Genomic DNA, 20564 nt, shown 5'->3' on the forward strand with positions numbered 1-20564 from the left:
AACGACGCCGGAGGTTCCAAAAAATTCTGACAGCCCCGCACGCGTGCCCTCATCGCCGATTCGCGCGTCGTATTCGGGCGCGAAGGGCGAGAAGGGCGCGAAGGGCGCGAGCCCGCCCCGGTCAGGGCCGGAAGCTGGCCCGGTACTCCGTGGGCGTGCGGGCGGTCAGCTGCCGGAACGCGGCGTTGAACGCCGACAGTGAGGTGTAGCCGACCGTGAACGCAATCTGGGTGATCGGGGTGTCGCCCGCGGCCAGTTCTTCGATCGCACGCAGCACCCGCATCCGCCGCAGGACCGCCCTCCACGTCATGCCGGTCTCGTCCTCGAAGCGCCGGGCCAGCGACCGTGGCGCCAGACCCACCTCGTCCGCCACGTCCTCGAAGCGGATCTCGCCGCCGAGCCGCTGCTCGGTCAGCTGCAGGGCGCGGCGCAGTTCCGGTGACCGCCCCGACGGCACGACGACCGGACTCGGCCGCTCGGCGAGCCGCCAGCTCACTGCGGCGAGCGCGGTGAAAAGTGTCTCCGCGTACGGCGTAAGAGGTTCGTCGCTCTCGCCCCAGGCGCCGCATTCGGTCACCAATGCGCGTGCCAGAGGGCTGAGGTCGAATACGGTCAGCGGTGCCGGCGGGGCCGGGGTGAATCCGGTGTCGAACAGCACCGACGCGGTCGTGGCCGGCTGCGGGATGCTCACCCGGATCGCCTCGCCCGCCTCGATCAGGGCGGCCCGTGCCGGCGGTAGCAGCCACGCCTGGCCCCGCGCCTCGAGCCGGAGGGCGCCGGCCGAGGCGCAGAGCAGGTAGTGGCGGTCCACCTTGAGCTCACGAGCGGGCTCCCGCGGGAACGTGCGGACGAAGCTGTACGCCTTCCGGGTCATCCACGGCCTCGCATGAACCCATCGTAGGGAGCCGCCACGACGCCGGTCAGGCGACGGTCTCCATCAATTCCGCGCGAAAGCGCCGGCTCACCGGCGACCCGGTCATCATCGGCCGAATCACCTCGCCCGAGCGCGCGAAGGACTCCGACTTCTGGTAGCCGGCGAACGACTCCCAGTCGTCCCACTCGTGGATGATGGTCACCCGGGTCTCGTCCTCCCGGGAGGCGTACACCCGGTAGGCAACGTTGCCCGGCATCGCGCGCACCTCGTCGCGTACGCCGTCGAGCTGGGCCAGGGCAGCCGCGCGGTCGGCGGCGGCGGTGTCGAAGTCGACAATGGCAATGATCACAAGTACCTCCTGGATCGGTGCGGCGACTGCCGCGAGGGGATGTCCCGATCCTCACGCAGACCCGGCCCGGCCGGCTTCCGCGCACCGGACGTGTTCACGCTTCCAACGGACACGTCCACTCGCGGCGTCCTCGATCGGCCACTGGCAAGCGTCTGCGGCCGTTCGCCCGGATGCGCCGACCACGGAACGAGGCCGAGTACCCGCGGCCTGGGGCTCCGCTTGGCCGCCCGGACTCAGCGATCGCACATCGCCGCGACGAAGGCGTCGATCAGATGCTGCCGATTCTTGGGCACGCCAGTGACGTAGACGGTGGCGGCGCGCCCGGCCCGGTCCCGGCCGCTGATCACCGCGGCCCCCGGCATGTCGCCGGCCACGAAGTCGGCGTAACCGCAGCTCGACTTCATCCGGGCCACGCCGAAACCGTAGCGGGCGTCCGCGGGCCAGCCTTCCTCCTCGACCTTCACCGGCCGGGCCATCATCTTGCCCAGCGGGGCCTTGCGCCAGAACCGGTTGAGGTCTTCGGGAGTGGAGACCAGGCCGCCGCTGGGACCGAACGCGTAGGTGGGCAGCTGGTCGGTCAGGTCCACCTCGCCGTCCTGCGGACGGGTGGGGTGCACCCCGTAGGTGTGGGCGTGCGGGCCGCGGATGCCGTAGTCGCCCTTGGCCGGCCAGTACGTGTCCCGCATCCCGTACGGCTTGAGGATCAGGTCCTGGCTCGCCTGGCGGAAGTCCTTGCCGGTCACCTTGGTCACGATCATGCCGAGAACCAGGTAGTTGGTGTTGGCGTAGGCGAAGGAGCCGCGGGGCGTGGGCTTGAGCGTCAGCGCCACCTTCAGGAAGTCCGGGAAGGGTTCCTGCCACTTGATCGCGTTGAGGTACTCGGGCAGGCCGCTGGTCTGCTGCAGCAGCATCCGGACGGTGATCTTCCGCCCGTCGATCCCGGCGCCGTCGCCGGTGCCGCGCAGCACCCCGGGCAGGTAACGCTCCACCGGCGCGTCCAGGTCGATCTTCTTCTGGTCGGCCAGCCGCAGCACGGTGGCGGCGATGATGGGCTTGCTCCCGCTGGCGATCCTGAACCGGCCATCAGGGCCGATCATCGGCTTCCCGGTGCCCCGCTCGGCGGTGCCGGAGCGCCGGGTCACGCTCGCGCCGCCCGGGCTTCGTACCAGACTCAACGCGCCCGCCATGCCGTCCTCGGTGGTGAGCAGGTCAAGGCGGGACTGCGGCGAGGGCGGCGCGGCGAAGGCGGGGGCGACAGGGGCGACGACCAGGGAACCGGCGACAGCAGCAGCGAGCAATTTCGTCATGCCTCCAATGTCGCGGCAAGATCACTCGCGATCAGTCACGCCTGCCTGCCTGTTGGGGTGGGGTCCTCCCTACCATCGACGTGATCGCCAAGCGGTGATGGAACGTGCATAGCGGCCAGAGGCGGTCAGCGGGCGGGTGTCTCCTGATCGGCCCAGGTGGCCAGGAGCCGGAGCGCGGTCTCGGAGGGAGAGCCTTCGTCGGCGGTGTGGACGACGAGCGCCAGCCCCGGGTGATCCGGCAGGCGCAAGGTCTCATAGGCCAGCTCGAGCTCGCCGACCAGCGGATGCCGGTACAGGTAGTGCCCGTGGACTTTGTCCTTCACCTGGTGCTCGCTCCACAACCGGCGGAACTCGGCACTGGCGGCTGACAGCTCCGCGACGAGGGCCGCGATGGACGCGTCGGCGAGCTCACGCCCGGCGTCCAGGCGGAGGAACGCGACGATGTCGCGGGCTCGTGCCGTCCAGTCGGCGTACAGGTGGCGGATGCCCTCGTCCAGGAAGGTCAGCCGCGCCATGTTGCGCTGCTCGGGCGGCAGCGCCCCGAAGTCGGTGATCAGCGCGGCGGCGGGCCGGTTCCAGGCCAGGACGGTGGTGTCGCGGTCGACCAGGTAGGCCGGCACGTCGTGGATCGATGCCAGCATCCGGTGGATGCCGGCGCGCGGCGGCGGCCGGTCGGCGGCGGCGGGCACGACGGGCGGAGCGGGGCGGGCCAGGCGATGCAGGTGCGCGCGTTCGGCGGCGTCCAGCCGCAGCGCCCGGGCCACCGCGTCCAGCACCTCGGCGGAGAAGTGCAGGCTGCGTCCCTGCTCCAGCCGGATGTAGTGGTCGACGCTGACCCCGGCCAGCTGCGCCAGCTCTTCCCGCCGCAGCCCGGGGACGCGGCGCCGCTGCCCGTACGCGGTCAGGCCGAGCTCTTCCGGACGCAGCCGGGCCCGCCGTGACCGGAGGAACTCGCCCAGCTCGGCACGTCGATCCAACACCATGCCCTCAAGTATCGCGGACCCGCGCCCGGGCGTGCCTGGTCATGGCGTGCCCAGGCACGCGCTGCCGCTGGCTGGGCCGCGGCCGCCCGCCCACAGTGGGTGGCGCCGGAACGGCTCCGGCGCCGCCTCGGGCACACCGTGGCGGCAAGACCCTGGAGGTTCACGCACGTGACGTCTTCGCAGTTGCCCGTCCACCGGCTCGGGCGTACCGATATGGAGATCACCAGGTTGGGCTTCGGTTCGTGGGCCGTGTCGGGCTCGGGCTGGAGCTTCAGCTGGGGTGCCACGGACGACGCCGAGTCGGTCGCCGCGATCCGCCACGCGCTGGAGGCCGGCGTCAACTGGATCGACACCGCCGCCGTCTACGGCCTGGGCCATTCGGAGGAACTGGTCGGCAAGGCGGTCGCCGACCTGCCCGAGAGCGACCGCCCGTACCTCTTCACCAAGGTCGGCCTGGTCTGGGACCCGGACAACCCGTCGGCCGCGCCCCGGCGCATCATGAAGCCCGCCAGCGTCCGCCGCGAGCTCGAAGACTCGCTGCGGCGGCTGGGCGTCGACCACATCGACCTGTACCAGGTGCACTATCCCGACACCGGCGAGTCGCTGGAGTACGCCGGTGGCGGGTTCGGCGCGGTGTCGCCCAACGCCACGCCGCTGGAGGAGTACTGGCAGGTCATGGCCGATTTGAAGGCCGAAGGCAAGGTCCGGGCGATCGGGCTGTCCAACCACACGCCCGACCTGCTGGAGGCCGCCGAGCGGATCGCGCATGTCGATGTCATCCAGCCGCCGTTCTCGGCGATCAACCGGTCGTCCGCCGCCGAGATCGCCTGGGCCCGCGCCCACGAGACCGGGGTCGTCGTCTACTCGCCGCTGCAGTCCGGTCTGCTCACCGGGGCCTTCTCCGCTGAGCGCGTGGCCGGCCTGCCCGCCGAGGACTGGCGCACCGCTCATCACGACTTCACCACCGGCCTGGCCGCCAACCTCCGGCTCGCCGAGGCGCTGCGGCCGATCGCCGAGCGTCATGGGCGCACCGTGGCCGAGGTCGCCATCGCCTGGGTGCTGGCCTGGCCCGGCATCACCGGCGCGATCGTGGGCGCACGCACGGCCGCTCAGGTGGACGGCTGGATCGGCGCCGGCTCGCTGGAGCTGACTCCCGCCGACCTCGAGGAGATCGCCAACGCGATCACCGTGTCCGGCGCGGGCAGCGGCCCGGCCCGCCACGCGTGAAGGAGGCCACGTCATGTCCCTTTTCGTGATCGCCGAGTTCCTGGCCGCGCCCGGCCAGCATGACCGGCTCCGTACGGCGCTGGAAGCCCTGATCGAGCCGACGCTGGACGAACCCGGTTGCCTCGCCTACCAGGCCTACGCCGACCCCAACGACCCCGCCTCCATGGTGATCGTGGAACGCTGGGAGAACCGGCAGGCCTTCGACGAGCACTTCACCACCCCGCACCTGCGTCACGCCCAGCAGGTCCTTGACCGGATACTCGCCCGGCCGCTGACCCTGCGCACCTTGGTCGAGGCGCCCTAGCGACCAGGCCGGCCGTTCCCCCTGCACGGGAACGGCCGGCCGCGTTCGCCCGTCCCAGCTGCCGAGCCCTTCCCCCGCCGGCCTCTTCCCCGCCGGTGTCTCGCGGCGCGGCTGGTCTGCCTGGCACCCGCGTCGCAACGACGCCGACAGCGGACACCAGCGGCTCCGCGAACGGGTCAGAGAGGCGATCTCCCCGAGCCGGCCGCAAGCCTTGCCACCCTGGGCAAGCTGCTCGCACGGGTGCTACCTGCGGCGTGTGAGGCTGAGGTCGGCGACCGCCGCGACGACCTGGTCCACCTCTTGTTCGGTGTTGTAGTAGTGCGGTGACAGGCGCAGGCACCAGTCGACGTCCTTGTCGCCGAAGTCGAACTGCGCGAAGTGACGGAAGCTGAGCGCCGAGTTGATGCGGCGTGCGTCCAGGGCCGCCTTGAACGGCTCCGGCTGCCAGCCGTCGATGGCGAAGGTGACCAGGGCGCCCAGCTGCCGGCCGTGGTCGAGCACGCGGATTCCGGGCAGGTCGGCGAGCCTGTCGCGCAGGTCGGCGGCCAGGGCTGGGGTACGGCGGGCGATGGCGTCCATGCCGACTTCGCGGGCGTAGCGGGCGGCGGCTGCGCAGCCGAGCACGATGGCGTAGGGGAACTCCCAGTCCTCGAACCTGGCCGCCGTCGCGACGGGCTGGTAGCGGCCCGGCTCCACCCAGCGCGCGCCGTACATGTCGATGAACAGCGGCTCGTAGCCGGCGCGCAGCACGCGGTCGGACACGTACAGGAAGCCAGAACCGCGGGGTCCGCGCAGGAACTTGCGGCAGGTGGCGGTGAGCATGTCGCAGCCGATCTCGGCCACGTCGATCGGGTACTGGCCGACGGACTGGCAGGCGTCGACCAGGTACAGCAGGTCCAGCTCGCGGCAGTGCCGGCCGATGTCGGCGACCGGCTGGACCAGGCCGGAGTTGGTGGGGATGTGGGTGGCGGCCACGAGCCGCGGGCGGTGCCGGCGCATCAGTTCGGCCATCGCCGCCACGTCCACCCCGCCCTCGGGGAGGTCAGGCGCGTGCATGACCCGCACGCCGAACCTCTTGTTCAGCGACAGGAAGGCGATCTGGTTGGAGATGAAGTCGTTGCGGGTGGTCAGGATGACGTCACCGGCTTCGAACGGGATCGCTGACAGGGCGGTGGAGAACGCATGGGTGGCGCTACCGGCGAAGGCGATGTTCTCGGGAGCGCAGTTGATCAGGGCGGCGGTCTCGGCGTAGAACTCGCGGACCTGTTCGGCGCGGGCGGCGGAGGCTTCGTAGCCGCCGATGTGGGCCTCCAGCCGCAGATGGTCGACCATCGCGGCCAGCACAGGCGCGGCCAGCAAGCCGCAACCGGCGTTGTTGAAGTGCACGACGTCGCCGGCGCCGGGGGTGTCCGCGCGCAGGGCCGCGACGTCCAGAAGCGGTTCTGCAGAAATCCTGGAAGCGCTATTATCAATTCTCATGTCCGACAGTAGCAGTTCTGCGGAGCTGGCGACCAGGATGCGGGCGATGATCGACCGGTTGTCGCCGGGCGACCGTTTGCCCAGCAGCCGGGAGCTGATCCGGCGCTACCATGTCGGCCCCGCCACCGTGTCGCAGGCGATCGCCACGCTCGCCGCCGAGGGCGTGGTGATCACCCGTCCGGGCAGCGGCACGTACGTGGCAGCACGCACCCGGCGGCGTGCCGAGGTCGCCGACACCGCCTGGCAGAGCGTGACCCTCGCCGACCGGAGCGTGGACACCCGCGTCCTCACCAACACGTTCGGCGAGCCGCCGGCAGGGACGATCATGCTGGACGGCGGTTACCTGCATCGATCGCTCCAGCCCACCCAGATCCTGACCGCGGCGCTGGCCCGCGCGGCCCGCCGCCCCGACGCGTGGGACCGCGCTCCCGCCAGTGGCCTGGCGACCTTGCGGAGCATGTTCGCCAACCTGGCCGGCGGCGGCGCGAGCGCCGACGACGTCCTGATCACAGCCGGCGGGCAGAGCGCCCTGTCCATGGCGTTCCGGGCCATCGCCGGACCGGGTGACCCCATCCTGATGGAGTCACCCACCTATCCGGGAGCGATAGCCGCCGCCAGGGCCGCCGGCCTGCGCCCCGTACCGGTGCCGATGGACGCCGACGGCCTGCAACCCGACCTCCTGGCCGACGCCTTCGCCATGACCCGCGCCCGCCTGCTGTACTGCCAGCCGACGTATCACAACCCCACCGGCACCGTGCTGGCGCCACAACGCCGCCGCCAGATCATCGACGCGGCCAGAGCGGCAGGCGCATTCGTGATCGAGGACGACTTCGCGCGGCACCTCGGCCACGGCGCGCCGGTGCCGCCGCCCCTGCTGGCCGACGATCACGACGGCACCGTCGTCTACCTGACCTCGCTCACCAAACCGGCGGCGCCGAGCCTGCGCATCGGCGCCCTGGTGGCCCGAGGCCCGGTGATGGAACGCCTGCGCGCCATCCGTCTGGTCGACGACTTCTTCGTCACCCGCCCGCTCCAGGAGGCAGCGGTCGAACTCCTCAGCTCCCCCACGTGGGAACGGCACGTACGCACCCTGGCCGCAGCACTGCGGGAGCGGTGCGGAGCACTGGCGGCCGCCGTCACGCACGAACTTCCCGACTGGACCCTCACCCGTATCCCCACGGGCGGTCTCCACCTGTGGGTCCGCCTGCCGCACGGCACCGATGACGCCGTGGTCGCCGACACGGTCCGCCGGCACGGCGTGGCCGTCAGCGCCGGCAACCGCTACTTCGCCACCGAACTCCCGGCGGCCTACCTGCGCCTCGGTTTCGCCGCCACCGCCGACCACACCGAGCTGATCGAAGCCGCACGCCGGCTCGCATCCGCCCACGAGCCCGCCGCCGGCCCGCGCTGATCGAAGCGCCAAAGCCACGTCCACCGCTCGCGGTGCTCGCGGTGCTCCGGTGAAGGACACCTGCCGCCAGCACCGGCCCTGCACGGGGTTGGTCCCAGCGACTCAGCACGACCATGAGCCACGACGCGTCAAGGCTGGCGTCGAACAGACCACCCTTCAACCACTTTGGGTGGTCGATTCGTTACTCTGGGTTCAGTCGCAGGCAAGGAGTGCAGACACGTGGAAAACGCAGGAACAACCCACGGCGAGTGGAGACCTGGCGCCCCGCTCGGGATCGGCATGCTGCGCCGGCTGATCGCGGCAGTGGTGGCGGGTGGCACGTTGGTGCTGGCCGGGTGCGCGTCGGGTGGCGACACCTCGCCGGATGCCGCGTCGCGGAGCGAGTCTCCGAGCCCGTCCGACCCGACGGCAGCCGCGGACGGCACCGAAGACAGCGCCACACCGGACACCTCGTCGCAGAGCGAGCATTCGACCTCGTCCGACCAGCAGTCGGCCGCTGACGGCACCGATCTCGCCGCCTGCGCCGACGGGCGGTGCGAGGTGCGGGTGAGCCCGGGGGCGGACATCACTGTGCCACGCCGCCTGGGGGTCGCTTCGGTACGGGTGCAATCGGTCGACTTCGATACCGTCACCGTTGTCGGGCGCTACCTCGGAGACTCGCAGCGCGGATTCTGCACCGGCACCAGCTGCAACTCCTCCAGCTCGGGGGGCAGGTTCAAGGTCGTTCTGGGCGCCGACAGCACCGCCACCCAAAATGGGCTGAGCATCACGGCAGTGGCCGTCGACGGTGAATCCGCGGTGTTGCAGCTCGCCCCGGAGTGACCCGATCGGCCAAGGTCGTGCTGGAGATCGGGTACGGCCCTGTTGTTCTCGGTGGCGTCGAGGCTTCCGAACGATGAACATGTCCCTGGTGTGGGCGCACAGGCACCTCTGTGAAGCTCGCCATAGACTTCTTGGTGCAGGTTTTCTGCGCCGAAGCAGCTCTAGCATGGCGTGAGGACGCTTCAAAGGGGCCTGGAGTGCTGATCCGATTCCGGCTGGCCGATCACCGGTCGATTCGCGACGAGCAAGAAGCGTGGGCTGGCCGTGGATGTGCTGGGCCTGGTCATCGCGGTGGTGGTCGCGGCAGCTTCGATCCACGACAACGCCATCGGTAACGCTCTGCTGGACAGGGTCGCCGCCGCCACCTGCTCCCGCAGTGCCCGACCATCCCGCCTACCAGCAGATTCTCGCTGTCATGGCCGACATCGGCCAGCCCTCACGAGCGCGTGACCTCTGCTTGGCCCTGGACTGCCCCTGGCGCGTATGAACATCGAAAACACCCGCGCCAAGCTCAAGCACCTGGTCAGCCTGGGCATTCTCGCGGAGATCGAGCCGGGATTGTTCGCTCGGCCGCGTCCATAACCCGGCAACGATCCCCTGACCAGCCCTCCTCATGCAGCACAAGCGATCAAAGGGACATCAACCCGCGAACCGCCCTCTCGGGACTCATGCGGACAATCACACACGACTTTCGTCCTACAACACCGTCTCAGAGCGCGGCGGCGCGGGCCAGGGTGCCAGCGATCAATGCGGACAGCATGTCCTGCAAGGTAGGGGCGAAGTCCATGCGCAACACCTCCAGGGAGGGATCGGCCTCGTAGGCGTCGAGCATGGCCGCGGACGGGCGCGCATGCGTCCAGGCCGCGGCGGCGACCATGATGGCCTGAGCGGCCAACGTCCGGGCGCGGTCGCCCAGCTCGGGCAGGTGGTGCCGCATCAGACGAGCCATGGCGTCGACGTTTCCGATGGCCGTCCTCTTCCAGTGGCCGGCCAGGTCGGCGGAGACGTTGCGCTCCAGTACGCCGGCTTGGGCACCGAGGAGGTCGCACAGCACCTGGCGTTCCTGCAGTGATCGGGTGAGGACCGTGGCGAGCCGGTCACCGCGCTCGCGTATGGAGGCGCCTTCGCTGACCTCAGCAGCCAATCGGTCGGGCAGGTCGTCGATCCACTGCTTCCATGCGCGGTCCAGCAGTTCCAGCAGGATTGCTTCGCGCGATTCGAAGTAGCGCAGGACGTTGGACTTGGCCAGGCCGACGCGTCGGCTCAGCTCGTTGAGGCTGACCTCGGCGACTGGCATCTCATTCAGCATCGCGGCCGTGGTGTCAAGGATCGCGCGCCTGCGGAGCTCACGCTGCTCCTCGCTGCGAGCACGTTGGAAGGTGGACATGCGCCCATCTTACAGACCTCCGGTCTTTTGACATCAGACCGGCGGTACGTTAACTTCATCGCAAGAGCCCGCCGGTCTGTTAATGGCCGAGGGGGATGCGCACAGAGCGTGCGATCTGCGATTACTCAAGGGAGAACTCCATCATGAGCAGCGACAAGAAGGTTGCAGTCATCACCGGCGGCGCGACCGGCATCGGCAAGGAGACCGCGAAGCTGCTGGTCGCGGACGGCGTGCACGTCGTCCTGAGCGGGCGACGTGAGGACGTCGGCAAGCAGGCAGTCGTGGAGCTGACCAAGGACGGCGGCAGCGCGTCCTTCGTGGCGGCGGACATGGACTCGCCGCAGAGCATCACCGCCCTGTTCGACTCCGTCCTGTCCGAGTACGGCCGCCTGGACTACGCGGTCAACAACGCCGGCCTGGCCCACGAGACGGCGGCGATCGCCGACGCCGACCCGGTCAAGTTCCAGGAGATGCTGTCGACGAACGTGATGGGCCTGTTCCTGTGCCTGCAGCACGAGATCAAGGAGATGCTCGCCGGCGGCCGCGGGGGCGCCATCGTCAACCTCGCCTCCATTGCGGGCCTCAACGGCATCCCGTACAGCGGTCCGTACGCGGCCACCAAGCACGCGGTCGTCGGTCTGACCAAGACCGCGGGCCTCGAATACTCCTCCCAGGGCGTGCGCGTGAACGCAGTGGCCCCCGGCGCGATCAAGACCGACATCATCGCGCGAGCCATCACGCTCGGCCAGTACAACGAGGAGACCATCACCGCGATGCACCCGATGGGGCGCATGGGCCAGTCGCAGGAGATCGCCGAGGGCATCCACTGGCTGCTGTCCGACAAGGCGTCGTTCGTGGCCGGCGCGATCCTGAGCATCGACGGCGGCTTCCAGGCGAAGTGACCCACGCGCACGCGGCCCGCGTGCCGACACACCACGCCATGCGGGCCAGTGCCGGGCCCGCCACGGGTCTGTACGGCCATCGGCCCGACTCCCGATCATGAGACAGCAGCACCTGATGAGCGACCACGGGCTCGATCGGCGCCCGCCGTTCGTGGAGCGTGCGGGAGTTTCGTTGCGGGGCCGTACAGGGCCTTGTGGGCGTTGAGGGGGCGATTTGACCACAGCACGTGAAATCCGGGAAACGATCCCAGCGATCTGATCACGGCGGGAGGTCGCGCCAGCGTTCGGCCGACGCCAGAGCGTCCAGGCTGATCCGCTCCAGGAACGCACCGCCCCTGGCCAGGCGGCGTCCCACGGGCGTGTCGAGCCCGAGCGCCTGCCCCGCCGCCTTCGTGATCTCCGCCGCCCCGAGCGTCTGCCGCGCGCCGATCACCGTCGAGCGGTACCAGGCGTCGTCGTCGACCACGTAGATGTCGCGGCGCCGCTGCGGATCACGCTCGCGCCTGATCAGCCCCTGCTGGGTCAGGTAGCCCACCGCCATGGAGATCGAGGCGGGACTGACGTTCAGCCCGCGCGACAGCTCGGCCGCGGTGAGCCTGCCGTCCTCGCTCAGCCACAGGCCGATGAGCACGCGCGCCACCATTTTCGGCAGACCCATCCCGACCGCCATCTCGACGGCTCCCTCTTCCACCTCGAAGACCTTGCGGTCCTGGGATTCGGCCGAACGTGCCGGAGTGCCGCGCCGCGCCCGCCGCGCTGCCGCCTGGTGCGCCCGCTCGGGGCGGTAGTCACCGGGGCCGCCGTTGCGGCCGACCTCGCGGCTGATCGTCGAGGTCGGCCGGTCCAGCCGCCTGGCGATCTCGGCGTACGAACGTCCTTCGGCGAGGCCGGCCGCGATGCGCTGGCGGTCCTGCCGGGTCAACCTTCCTTCTGGCATGACGCCAGTATTGCGTTCGGCACCACACAATGCAACGTTTCATTGCATTCAGCGCCACCGTCAACGCATCAATATATTCGCTTTGAACTGCACTTATGTGGATTGATTGATTGACGGAATTTCTGAAAGCAACGTAGCTTTCAATCGTGTCGAACACGTACTATCGCGACGAGCCGGTCACTCCGTTCCTCGACCGCGCACCCGCCTTCCCCTTCGATCCCGCCCCTTCGCTCACCGCCCTGCGCGCAGAGCAGCCGATCGCCCGCCTGGCCGCACCCGAGGGCGCGCCCGGCGTCTGGATCATCACCGGATACGACCTGGTCCGCCAGATACTCGCCGACCCACGCTTCAGCTCCCGCCACGAAACCCACTACCACCCCCTGCCGCCCGCCCCCGTCGGCGCCCTGACCGACGAGGAGCCCGGCGGCGTGGCCGCGTTCCTGCTCGGCGCCGGGCTCGACACCACCGCCAACATGCTCGCGCTCGGCACGTTCGCCCTGCTGCGCGACCCGGCCCAGCTCGCCGCTCTGCGCGGCGACCCCGACCTGGCCGTCGGCGCCGTGGAGGAGCTGCTGCGTTACCTGTCCGTCGCCGCCACCGGTATGCGCGGCGTGCTGGAGGACGTGGAGCTCGGCGGCAGGCAGCTCAAGGCGGGCGACACGGTCATCATCGCGATCAACGCCGCCAACAGGGACCCGGCCAGGTTCTCCGACCCCGACGTGCTCGATCTGCGCCGCTCGGCCGCCGGGCATCTGGCCTTCGGCCACGGCGTCCACCAGTGCCTCGGTCAGCAGCTTGCCCGCATCGAGATGCGTGTCGCGTTTCCCGCGCTGCTCCACCGCTTCCCGACGCTGCGGCTCGCCGTACCGGCTGAAGAGCTGTCGCTGCGCACCGACCCCTCGCAGGTGTACGGCGTGCACAGCCTGCCCGTCACCTGGGATCGGGGGTGAACGCGATGCGAACCTCCGTCTCGGTGACGGGGCTGCGTAAGTCCTACGGCGCCCACCGCGTCCTGGACGGCATCGACCTGTCCATCCCGCAGGGCACGATCTTCTCGCTGCTCGGCCCGAACGGCGCGGGCAAGACCACCACGGTCCAGATCCTGTCCACCCTGGTCAAGGCCGACGCCGGCGTGATCCGGGTCGCCGGGTACGACCTGGCCAAGGAACCCGACAAGGTGCGTGCCGCGATCGGCGTCACCGGCCAGTTCTCCGCGGTCGACAGCTTCCTCACCGGCGAGGAGAACCTGCGCCTCATGGCCGACCTGCTCCACCTCGGCCGCTCCCGCGGACGCGAGCGCGCCCGCGAACTGCTGGAACGCTTCGACCTCACCGACGCCGCGCGCAAGCCCGCGGCCACCTACTCGGGCGGCATGCGCCGCCGACTCGACCTCGCCATGACCCTCGTCGGCACGCCCAAGCTCATCTTCCTCGACGAACCGACCACGGGCCTGGACCCGCGCAGCCGCCGCACCATGTGGCAGATCGTCCGGGACCTCGTCCAGCTGGACGGCGCGACCATCTTCCTGACCACCCAATACCTGGACGAGGCCGACGAACTCGCCGACCGCATCGCCCTGCTCAGCCAGGGCCGGCTGGTGGCCGAGGGCACCCCTGCGGAACTCAAGCGAATGGTCCCCGGCGGCCACATCGTCGTGCGCTTCGCCGACCCCGACGGTTACCTCAGGGCGGCCTCCCACCTGAGGGCCACCTCGCGCGACGAGGAGTCCCTCACGGTGCAGATCCCTGACGCCGGCGTCAGCACGCTGCGGAAACTCCTGGAATGGCTCGACGCGCAGGCCATCGACGTCGCTGAACTGTCGGTGCACACACCCGACCTGGACGACGTCTTCCTCGCCCTGACCGAGGAGTCCTCCCGATGAGAGCGATCACCGACTCCGCGACGATGCTGCGGCGCCAGCTCAGGCACATGTGGCGTTACCCCACACTGATCCTCACCTACGCGGGCGTCCCGGTGGTGCTCCTGCTGCTGTTCGTCTACGTCCTCGGCGGCATCATGGGCGCCGGGATCGGCGGCGACCGCGCCGCCTACGCCGCTTACATCACCCCCGGCATCATGATCATGACGATCGCGAGCGCCGCGCAGGGGACAGCGATCTCGGTGGCCGTGGACATGACCGAGGGCATCGTCGCCAGGTTCAAGACCATGGCCATCGCCCGCGTCTCCGTCCTCACCGGGCACGTGCTCGGCGCGCTGGTCCAGAACTTCATCGCGATCACGGCGGTGACGCTGACGGCCCTGCTGATCGGCTTCCGCCCCGCCGCCTCCGCGCTGGACTGGCTCGGGGTAATCGGCGTGCTGGCGATGTTCACCTTCGCCATCACCTGGCTGTCAGCCGCGCTGGGCATGGTCACCAAGAACGTGGCCACGGCCAGCAACCTGCCGATGCCGCTGATGCTGCTGCCATTCCTGGGCAGCGGCGTAGTCCCGCCGGAGTCGATGCCAGGCCCGCTGCGCTGGTTCGCCGAACACCAGCCGTTCACACCGGTCATCGAAACCCTGCGCGCGCTACTGGCCGGACAGCCCGCGGGATCCAGCTTCGCGGCGGCCGCACTCTGGAGCGCGGCCATCGCGCTCGGCGGATACCTGTGGGCACGCAGGCTCTACAACCGGTGAAGGTAGACGTGTTCAAACGCATTCTTCCAGCACTTGGCCTGCTGGTTCTCGCGCCGCTGGTCGGCGAGTATCTGCTAGGCAACATCGCCATCAACGCCCTACCGATGATCATCGGGCTGATTCCGCTCTACGGCGGTGGCGCGCTGCTGATCCGCGAGGTCGCCCGCCGGTGGCGGCTGGGGTGGCCGGGGATCATCCTGCTCGGGCTCGCCTATGCCGTGATCGAAGAGGGCCTGCTCACCCAGTCGCTGTTCAATCCCGACTATGTCGGGCTGCGGTTACTCGACTACGGGTTCATCCCGGCACTGGGCATCGGCGCCTACTGGACCGTGTTCGTCCTGGCCATCCATGGGGTATGGAGCATCGCGGTGCCGATCTCGATAGTAGAGGCGGGCTCACGCCGGCCGGACACCCCCTGGCTCGGCAAGGCCGGCCTCACCGTGTCAGCCATCCTGTTCCTGCTAGGCGGCGCGGTGCCCATCGCCCTGGCAAGTCCGGCCATCTACCCGTTGTCGGCCGCTCAGATCACCTGGACGCTGATCACGGCCGTCGCCCTGATCATCGCCGCGTTCCTGTCCGCTCGATTCCGCCGCCCCCTCCGTTCGGCCACGCCGGCCAGCCCGTGGACCGTCTTCGCGATCACCATCGCGGCCGGGCTGGCGTTCTGGCTCCCCACTTTGCTCGCCATGGTGGGGATCAAACTGGAGTCCATCGTGCCCGCGTGGATCACGGTCGGCTTCTACCTCGCGCTCTACGCCACGATGACGCTGCTCATCCTGCGCTGGTCCCAGCGCATGGGCTGGGGACCCTGGCACAGGTTCGCCCTGAGCGCTGCCGGCCTGGTCACCTACGCCTGGCACGGCTTCCCGCAGCCGCCGAGTTTCCCCGCACCCGCGCATGTGGACCTCATCGGCAACGCGGTCTTCGCGTTGGCCGCCCTCGGGCTGCTCGCCTTTGTGGTGGTACGGCTCCGCCGCACCGCTCCGCCAACTTGATCTTTGACCTTGGCGCTTGCGAGATCGCTCCAGATTTCTTAAGAACAAGCTCAGCTTGGCCTTGCCGTCGTAGGAGGTGACCGGGGGCAGCACCGTGTTCCTCCTACGCCGAGACCGCCTTGTCGGGATTGAGGTGGCGGTAGATCGTGGCGCGGCTGACGCCGAGCCGGTCGGCGATCTGCTGGACGGTGTAGCGGCGCTTGCCGTCATTGCCCTTCATGTCGTACAGCGCGCGGGCCATCTCCACCCCGTGGGCGTCCAGGGCCGCCGGCCGCCCGCCGACGCGGCCGCGTGCTCGGGCCGAGGCCAGTCCTTCGAGGGTCCCCTCGACGATGAGTTCGCGGAGGAACTCGTCGAAGGCGCCGAACATGTGGAACTGCAGGCGTCCACTCGGCGTGGAAGTATCGATGCCCTGCTTGAGCACCAAGAGATCGACCTCGCGCTCGCGGAGCTGCGCCGCCAAGTCCAGCAGGTGGCGCAGCGAACGGGCGGCGCGCGACAGGCGGGTGATGACAAAGGTGTCGCCAGGCCTGAGGTAGGCCAGCGCCTCCGCCTGCAGTCCCTGGCCGACGCCGCGGGGCTGATCGGCTGGCAGGTCGGCGTGGACTCCACCGTCTGCCGGGCCCATCAGCACGCGGCCGGCGCGGCCCGGGACGGTGAGGTGCAGGCCGAGCCGCCCGGTGGGGTGCGGCCCGAGCCTGCCGATCAAGCCCTTGGACGGTCCCGGGGCGGCCTGTCCACCAAGCTGCAGGTGGCGTGCGAGCAGGGCCAGCGGCTGCTGGCGCTGGTAGTGACGGCCGGGCAACGCGGGGACGCGCCGCAGTTCGCCGCGGTCATGGCCGCCATGCGGGTGCCGCGGCTGGGACCGGGCCGTCCCCGGACTCGGCCCGAGCTCGTCCGCGCCGATAAGGCATACACGTTCTAGTCGTGCTTGGGCCAGATTGGACCCTGGTCGGTCCAGGTGACACCCTTGTTGCGGCACAGACAGAAGGGGTGGCCGATCGGGTCGGTGTAGACCCGCCAGCCGTAGCCTTCGGGGCCGATGAAGTCCTGCTGCAGCGTCGCGCCGAGATCGAGGAGGCGGCGCTGCTCGGACTCGATGTCGTCCACTTCGAAGTCGAGGTGGAACTGCTTGGGGTGCTCGCTGTCGGGCCACTGCGGGGCGCGGTAGTCGTCCACCCGGATGAAGGCCAGCTCGATCTCGCCGAATTGGATACCGGCCCAGTTCTCGTGGCTGCCTTCCTTGATCGGGCGGCCCGTCACCTCGGAGTAGAAAGCTGCAAGCTTCATGGTGTCCGGGCAGTCGATGATGAAATCGGTGAGTCGCAGCATTCCGTGAGCTTGCCACAAGATCACGGGAGCCTGAGAGCTGCCCCGAACACGAGGCCAGGCTCGGTAGTCCTCGAGCTTGGCAACGTCGACTCCGACCACGTCCACTGCTCATCAAACAGACTTCGAGCCAGGCCCTAGGCGATCCTGACGGACCTGCCCGCCTAGCGCTCTGTCGTAGAGGCGGTGATCGGAGGGCCTAATTGGATCGATCTTGTGAAGCAGGGCATCAGCTGAAGGCCGCGTGCTGGGGCTCTTTCGATCTTGACTCCATTACTGGCGGCATTTACCGGCCGACGTGATCAGGAAGTCTGATCTGACTGCGTGTCTCTTCCGAAGACACCATAGGCCCGCAAGTCAGGATGCGCAGGCGAAGCCTGCGCCTTGATGAGGGCGTCTGAGCGAAGCGAAGCCCTCTCGGGGCGGGGTCCAGCAGGCCCACCACCCAGTCGGGCAACGGGTGGGTGCGCGTCGGCCCACCTACCCGCCACCCAGTTGGGCAACGGGGTGGGTGGGCCTGCGCAACCTGCTACCTACACCCCCAGCGCCGAGGGGAGGCTGAGTTCGTGGAGGAACAGGGCCTCGGTCGTCGCCACGCGCTGTAGCTCCTCCAGGTCCACCCGCTCGTTCGGCGCGTGAATGGCGGCGTCCTCGTCCTCCGCACCGAACAGCAGGATTTCGGCCGCGGGGAACTGCTTCAGCAGCGTGTTCACCAGCGGAATCGAGCCACCCGCGCCCACGTCGCGCGGCGGGCGGCCGAAGGACCACTCCATGGCGCGGTTCAGCGCCGTGCGGGCCTTGCCGCCCGAGTCCGCCTGGAAGCCCGAGCCCACCGTGAAGTCCTCGAACGACACCTGGACCCCCCACGGCGCCACCTTGCGCAGGAACTCCACGACCGCGTTCACCGTCGTCTTCGGGTCCCCCGCCGGAGGGACGCGGACGGTCACGCGTGCCCGTGCGGAAGGCTGGACCGCGTTCACCGCGCCCGAGACCGACGGCACGTCCAGGCCCGTCACGGTGATCGCGTACGACGACCAGAGCCGGTCCGCCAGCGAGCCCGAGCCCACCAGGGAGACCCCGTCCAGGACGCCGGCCGTCTTCCTGAACTCCTCCTCCGACGGCCCCTGGCCGAGGAACGACCCACGCGGCAGTCCGGGCACGCGGATGTCGCCGTTGTCGTCGTGCAGCGAGGTCAGCATGCGCATCAGGGCGGCCAGCGCGTCGGGGGCGGCGCCGCCGAACGAGCCGCTGTGCACAGCCTCCTTCAGCGTGCGGACCTCGATGGTGAACGCCGCCATGCCGCGCAGCGAGGTCGTGACCGCCGGGTCGCCGACGCGCGGGTTGCCGCAGTCGGCCACCACGATGGCGTCGGCCCGCAGCAGGTCGGGGTTGCGCTCGACGAACGCCTCCAGGCGCTCGCCCGCGTACTCCTCCTGGCCCTCGATGATGACCTTGATGCCCACGGGGAACCGGCCCTGGAAGGTACGCAGGGCGGTGACGTGGGAGATGATGCCCGACTTGTCGTCCGCGCAGCCCCGCCCGTACAGGCGGCCGTCGATCAAGGTCGGCTCGAACGGCGGGGTGCGCCACGCGGCCAGGTCGCCCGCCGGCTGCACGTCGTAGTGCGCGTACAGCAGGACGGTGGGGGCGCCGGGCGGCGCCGGCGCCTCGCCGTAGACCGCCGGGAAGCTGCCCTCGACGGGCACCTGCTGCACGCGCGGCAGCCCCGCGGAGCGCAGCAGTTCCTCCGTCAGCGCGGCGGCGGCGTACACCGGCTCCTCCGGGTGCCCGGGGAAGGCCACGGAGGGTATGGAGGCCAGTCGCTTGAGGTCCTCGACGGACTGGGGCATCGCCGCGGCGACAGCGCTCTTGATCTGGTCAGGAGTCACGGAAGGTCCCCCGGTGGGTCATTCATCGTCAGTGGGTTGTCTACATCAACAGGTCTCAGCCGGTGCGGGCTGGTATAGACGCGTTGCTCTCATTGGATCACAGAACGTCCCAAGTTCGGGAACGGACCTGACCCGCGCGTCAATGTACATGCGGATTTCGTCGCCGTTACAAAGCGGTTCTGCGGATCTCGATTTTCTTGCATAGTGCTGCGACCGATTCGCTTGGCAAATCCGCAGGTGAGCATGCACACTGTGGGGAGTTCAGACACGAGGGAAGATAACCATGACGCAGCCGGAAAACGACGTCCTCAAGGCCGCGCAAGACAACCTGTGGTTGCACTTCACCAGGCACAGCGCCTATCAGCAGTCCGAGATCCCGACCATCGTGCGCGGTGAGGGATCGTACGTCTACGACCTCCACGGCAAGCGCTACCTCGACGGTCTGGCCGGGCTCTTCGTGGTCCAGGTCGGCCACGGACGCCAAGAGCTCGCCGAGGCCGCCGCCAAGCAGGCCCAGGAGCTGGCGTTCTTCCCGCTGTGGTCCTACGCCCACCCCAAGGCCGCCGAGCTGGCCCAGCGCCTGGCCTCCTACACCCCCGGCGACCTGAACCGCGTCTTTTTCACCACCGGCGGCGGCGAGGCGGTCGAGACCGCCTGGAAGCTCGCCAAGCAGTACTACAAGCTCATCGGCAAGCCGCTCAAGCACAAGGTCATCAGCCGCCAGATCGCCTACCACGGCACGCCGCAGGGCGCCCTGTCGATCACCGGCATCCCCGCGTTCAAGCAGATGTTCGAGCCGTTGGTGCCCGGCTCGATCAGGGTCCCCAACACCAACCACTACCGCGCCGACGAGATCACCGGCGTCAAGGGCATGACGCCCGAGGAGTACGGCCTCTGGGCGGCCGAGCGCGTGGCCCGCGCCATCGAGATGGAGGGCCCCGACACGGTGGCCGCCGTCTTCGCCGAGCCCGTGCAGAACGCCGGCGGCTGCTTCCCGCCGCCCCCCGGCTACTTCCAGCGCCTGCGCGAGATCTGCGACGAGTACGACGTGCTGCTCGTCTCCGACGAGGTCATCTGCGCATTCGGCCGGCTGGGCACGATGTTCGGCGGCCAGAAGTTCGACTACGTGCCTGACATCATCACCTGCGCCAAGGGCCTGACCAGCGGCTATTCGCCCATCGGGGCCATGATCGCGCATGAGCGGCTGTTCGAGCCGTTCAAGGACGGCGACACCATGTTCGCCCACGGATACACGTTCGGGGGCCACCCCGTCTCTTCGGCCGTTGCACTGGCCAACCTTGATATCTTCGAACGTGAGGACCTGCTCGGTCACGTCACACGGAACGAGCCGCTGTTCAGGCAGACCCTCGACGGCCTGCGCGACCTGCCCATCGTCGGTGACGTGCGCGGCGCCGGCTACTTCTGGGGCATCGAGCTGGTCAAGGACAAAGCCACCAAGGAGACGTTCAACGCCGAGGAGTCGGAGCGGCTCCTGCGTGGCTTCCTGTCCAAGGCACTGTTCGACGCGGGCCTTTACTGCCGCGCCGACGACCGCGGAGATCCCGTCATCCAGCTCTCGCCCCCGCTGATCGCGGGTCCGGAGGAGTTCGCCGAGATCGGGTCGATTCTCCGTGACGTGCTCACCCGAGCGTGGGCGCGCCTATAACCCGCCTGTAGCCGGGCGCATAACACCGTCATCCCGGTACGACGGCGTGCCGGTTCGCGAAAGGAT

21 protein-coding genes are annotated in these 20564 nt (G+C 69.4%); 11 read left to right on the forward strand and 10 right to left on the reverse strand.

All coding sequences use genetic code 11. The annotated features are described in order from the left end of the window. Positions 1-121: 121 nt before the first annotated feature. From ACIBVN_RS31485 to ACIBVN_RS31500, 4 genes are all read right to left on the reverse strand, one after another. Positions 122-874: an AraC family transcriptional regulator gene (locus ACIBVN_RS31485; protein WP_397142555.1), complete on the reverse strand. Its 753-nt coding sequence runs from the start codon at positions 872-874 to the stop codon at positions 122-124. A 46-nt stretch (positions 875-920) separates the two neighbouring features. Next, the gene (locus tag ACIBVN_RS31490) at positions 921-1223 is read right to left on the reverse strand and encodes a putative quinol monooxygenase (protein WP_397142557.1); all 303 of its coding nucleotides are present in this window, start codon (positions 1221-1223) and stop codon (positions 921-923) included. 233 nt (positions 1224-1456) lie between these two features. Beyond that, positions 1457-2530 (reverse strand): serine hydrolase domain-containing protein, encoded by a 1074-nt coding sequence (locus ACIBVN_RS31495; RefSeq protein WP_397142559.1) that lies wholly within the window; start codon positions 2528-2530, stop codon positions 1457-1459. A 125-nt stretch (positions 2531-2655) separates the two neighbouring features. Continuing rightward, on the reverse strand, positions 2656-3513 hold the full coding sequence (locus ACIBVN_RS31500; RefSeq protein WP_397142560.1) for a helix-turn-helix domain-containing protein: 858 nt from the start codon (positions 3511-3513) through the stop codon (positions 2656-2658). Between the two features lie 168 nt (positions 3514-3681). On the opposite strand from ACIBVN_RS31500, the gene ACIBVN_RS31505 reads away from it, so the two are divergent. Both ACIBVN_RS31505 and ACIBVN_RS31510 read left to right on the forward strand, forming a co-directional pair. Continuing rightward, positions 3682-4740 (forward strand): aldo/keto reductase, encoded by a 1059-nt coding sequence (locus ACIBVN_RS31505; RefSeq protein WP_397142562.1) that lies wholly within the window; start codon positions 3682-3684, stop codon positions 4738-4740. A gap of 13 nt (positions 4741-4753) precedes the next feature. After that, positions 4754-5044: a putative quinol monooxygenase gene (locus ACIBVN_RS31510; RefSeq protein WP_357627181.1), complete on the forward strand. Its 291-nt coding sequence runs from the start codon at positions 4754-4756 to the stop codon at positions 5042-5044. Positions 5045-5287: 243 nt separating this feature from the next. On the opposite strand, the gene ACIBVN_RS31515 is transcribed toward ACIBVN_RS31510, so the two are convergent. Continuing rightward, positions 5288-6523 (reverse strand): aminotransferase class V-fold PLP-dependent enzyme, encoded by a 1236-nt coding sequence (locus ACIBVN_RS31515; RefSeq protein WP_397142564.1) that lies wholly within the window; start codon positions 6521-6523, stop codon positions 5288-5290. On the opposite strand from ACIBVN_RS31515, the gene ACIBVN_RS31520 reads away from it, so the two are divergent. Both ACIBVN_RS31520 and ACIBVN_RS31525 read left to right on the forward strand, forming a co-directional pair. Beyond that, entirely contained in the window at positions 6522-7934 is a 1413-nt protein-coding gene (locus ACIBVN_RS31520) for a PLP-dependent aminotransferase family protein (protein WP_397142566.1), read from the forward strand. The two genes, ACIBVN_RS31515 and ACIBVN_RS31520, sit on opposite strands and share 2 nt — an antisense overlap. Positions 7935-8153: 219 nt before the next feature. Next, on the forward strand, positions 8154-8756 hold the full coding sequence (locus tag ACIBVN_RS31525; protein WP_397142568.1) for a hypothetical protein: 603 nt from the start codon (positions 8154-8156) through the stop codon (positions 8754-8756). Between the two features lie 709 nt (positions 8757-9465). On the opposite strand, the gene ACIBVN_RS31530 is transcribed toward ACIBVN_RS31525, so the two are convergent. Continuing rightward, complete coding sequence (locus ACIBVN_RS31530; RefSeq protein WP_397142570.1) at positions 9466-10143, reverse strand: TetR/AcrR family transcriptional regulator; 678 nt, start codon at positions 10141-10143, stop codon at positions 9466-9468. 143 nt (positions 10144-10286) lie between these two features. Here ACIBVN_RS31530 and ACIBVN_RS31535 point away from each other — a divergent pair, with 143 nt between their 5' ends. Continuing rightward, on the forward strand, positions 10287-11045 hold the full coding sequence (locus ACIBVN_RS31535; protein WP_397142572.1) for an SDR family NAD(P)-dependent oxidoreductase: 759 nt from the start codon (positions 10287-10289) through the stop codon (positions 11043-11045). A gap of 259 nt (positions 11046-11304) precedes the next feature. On the opposite strand, the gene ACIBVN_RS31540 is transcribed toward ACIBVN_RS31535, so the two are convergent. Further along, a complete protein-coding gene (locus ACIBVN_RS31540; RefSeq protein ID WP_397142573.1) occupies positions 11305-11982 on the reverse strand; it encodes a helix-turn-helix domain-containing protein in 678 nt (225 codons plus the stop codon). 146 nt (positions 11983-12128) lie between these two features. Between ACIBVN_RS31540 and ACIBVN_RS31545 the strand changes: the two genes are divergently transcribed. From ACIBVN_RS31545 to ACIBVN_RS31560, 4 genes are read left to right on the forward strand one after another with little or no spacing between them, the layout of a single operon-like run. Next, positions 12129-12932 carry a cytochrome P450 gene (locus ACIBVN_RS31545; RefSeq protein WP_397142575.1) on the forward strand — a complete coding sequence of 268 codons (804 nt, stop codon included), beginning with the start codon at positions 12129-12131 and terminating at the stop codon, positions 12930-12932. A 5-nt stretch (positions 12933-12937) separates the two neighbouring features. After that, positions 12938-13864 carry an ATP-binding cassette domain-containing protein gene (locus tag ACIBVN_RS31550; RefSeq protein WP_397142577.1) on the forward strand — a complete coding sequence of 309 codons (927 nt, stop codon included), beginning with the start codon at positions 12938-12940 and terminating at the stop codon, positions 13862-13864. Continuing rightward, positions 13861-14619 (forward strand): ABC transporter permease, encoded by a 759-nt coding sequence (locus ACIBVN_RS31555; RefSeq protein ID WP_397142579.1) that lies wholly within the window; start codon positions 13861-13863, stop codon positions 14617-14619. The genes ACIBVN_RS31550 and ACIBVN_RS31555 overlap by 4 nt, the downstream gene beginning before the upstream one ends. Positions 14620-14627: 8 nt before the next feature. Further along, on the forward strand, positions 14628-15614 hold the full coding sequence (locus ACIBVN_RS31560) for a hypothetical protein (RefSeq protein WP_397142581.1): 987 nt from the start codon (positions 14628-14630) through the stop codon (positions 15612-15614). Between the two features lie 103 nt (positions 15615-15717). Here ACIBVN_RS31560 and ACIBVN_RS31565 read toward each other — a convergent pair whose 3' ends face one another. Next, complete coding sequence (locus ACIBVN_RS31565) at positions 15718-16323, reverse strand: recombinase family protein (protein ID WP_397142583.1); 606 nt, start codon at positions 16321-16323, stop codon at positions 15718-15720. A gap of 42 nt (positions 16324-16365) precedes the next feature. On the opposite strand from ACIBVN_RS31565, the gene ACIBVN_RS31570 reads away from it, so the two are divergent. Beyond that, the gene (locus tag ACIBVN_RS31570; RefSeq protein WP_397142585.1) at positions 16366-16539 is read left to right on the forward strand and encodes a hypothetical protein; all 174 of its coding nucleotides are present in this window, start codon (positions 16366-16368) and stop codon (positions 16537-16539) included. Here ACIBVN_RS31570 and ACIBVN_RS31575 read toward each other — a convergent pair. After that, positions 16536-16946, reverse strand: a complete 411-nt coding sequence (locus ACIBVN_RS31575) for a VOC family protein (RefSeq protein WP_397142586.1) — start codon at positions 16944-16946, stop codon at positions 16536-16538. The genes ACIBVN_RS31570 and ACIBVN_RS31575 overlap by 4 nt on opposite strands. Before the next feature lie 530 nt (positions 16947-17476). After that, positions 17477-18832 carry a dipeptidase gene (locus tag ACIBVN_RS31580; RefSeq protein WP_397142587.1) on the reverse strand — a complete coding sequence of 452 codons (1356 nt, stop codon included), beginning with the start codon at positions 18830-18832 and terminating at the stop codon, positions 17477-17479. A gap of 283 nt (positions 18833-19115) precedes the next feature. Here ACIBVN_RS31580 and ACIBVN_RS31585 point away from each other — a divergent pair, with 283 nt between their 5' ends. After that, entirely contained in the window at positions 19116-20498 is a 1383-nt protein-coding gene (locus tag ACIBVN_RS31585; RefSeq protein ID WP_397142588.1) for an aspartate aminotransferase family protein, read from the forward strand. Positions 20499-20564: the final 66 nt, after the last annotated feature.

It is taken from the genome of Nonomuraea sp. NPDC049400 (genome assembly GCF_044466425.1).
Taxonomy (GTDB): domain Bacteria; phylum Actinomycetota; class Actinomycetes; order Streptosporangiales; family Streptosporangiaceae; genus Nonomuraea.

Bases quoted from the DNA above. Each gene is read 5' to 3' on its own strand.
- ACIBVN_RS31485 (WP_397142555.1), bottom strand. From the start codon at position 874: ATGACCCGGAAGGCGTACAGCTTCGTCCGCACGTTCCCGCGGGAGCCC.
- ACIBVN_RS31495 (WP_397142559.1), bottom strand. From the start codon at position 2,530: ATGACGAAATTGCTCGCTGCTGCTGTCGCCGGTTCCCTGGTCGTCGCC.
- ACIBVN_RS31500 (WP_397142560.1), bottom strand. From the start codon at position 3,513: ATGGTGTTGGATCGACGTGCCGAGCTGGGCGAGTTCCTCCGGTCACGG.
- ACIBVN_RS31510 (WP_357627181.1), top strand. From the start codon at position 4,754: ATGTCCCTTTTCGTGATCGCCGAGTTCCTGGCCGCGCCCGGCCAGCAT.
- ACIBVN_RS31520 (WP_397142566.1), top strand. From the start codon at position 6,522: ATGTCCGACAGTAGCAGTTCTGCGGAGCTGGCGACCAGGATGCGGGCG.
- ACIBVN_RS31515 (WP_397142564.1), bottom strand. From the start codon at position 6,523: ATGAGAATTGATAATAGCGCTTCCAGGATTTCTGCAGAACCGCTTCTG.
- ACIBVN_RS31530 (WP_397142570.1), bottom strand. From the start codon at position 10,143: ATGTCCACCTTCCAACGTGCTCGCAGCGAGGAGCAGCGTGAGCTCCGC.
- ACIBVN_RS31535 (WP_397142572.1), top strand. From the start codon at position 10,287: ATGAGCAGCGACAAGAAGGTTGCAGTCATCACCGGCGGCGCGACCGGC.
- ACIBVN_RS31540 (WP_397142573.1), bottom strand. From the start codon at position 11,982: ATGCCAGAAGGAAGGTTGACCCGGCAGGACCGCCAGCGCATCGCGGCC.
- ACIBVN_RS31550 (WP_397142577.1), top strand. From the start codon at position 12,938: ATGCGAACCTCCGTCTCGGTGACGGGGCTGCGTAAGTCCTACGGCGCC.
- ACIBVN_RS31555 (WP_397142579.1), top strand. From the start codon at position 13,861: ATGAGAGCGATCACCGACTCCGCGACGATGCTGCGGCGCCAGCTCAGG.
- ACIBVN_RS31575 (WP_397142586.1), bottom strand. From the start codon at position 16,946: ATGCTGCGACTCACCGATTTCATCATCGACTGCCCGGACACCATGAAG.
- ACIBVN_RS31585 (WP_397142588.1), top strand. From the start codon at position 19,116: ATGACGCAGCCGGAAAACGACGTCCTCAAGGCCGCGCAAGACAACCTG.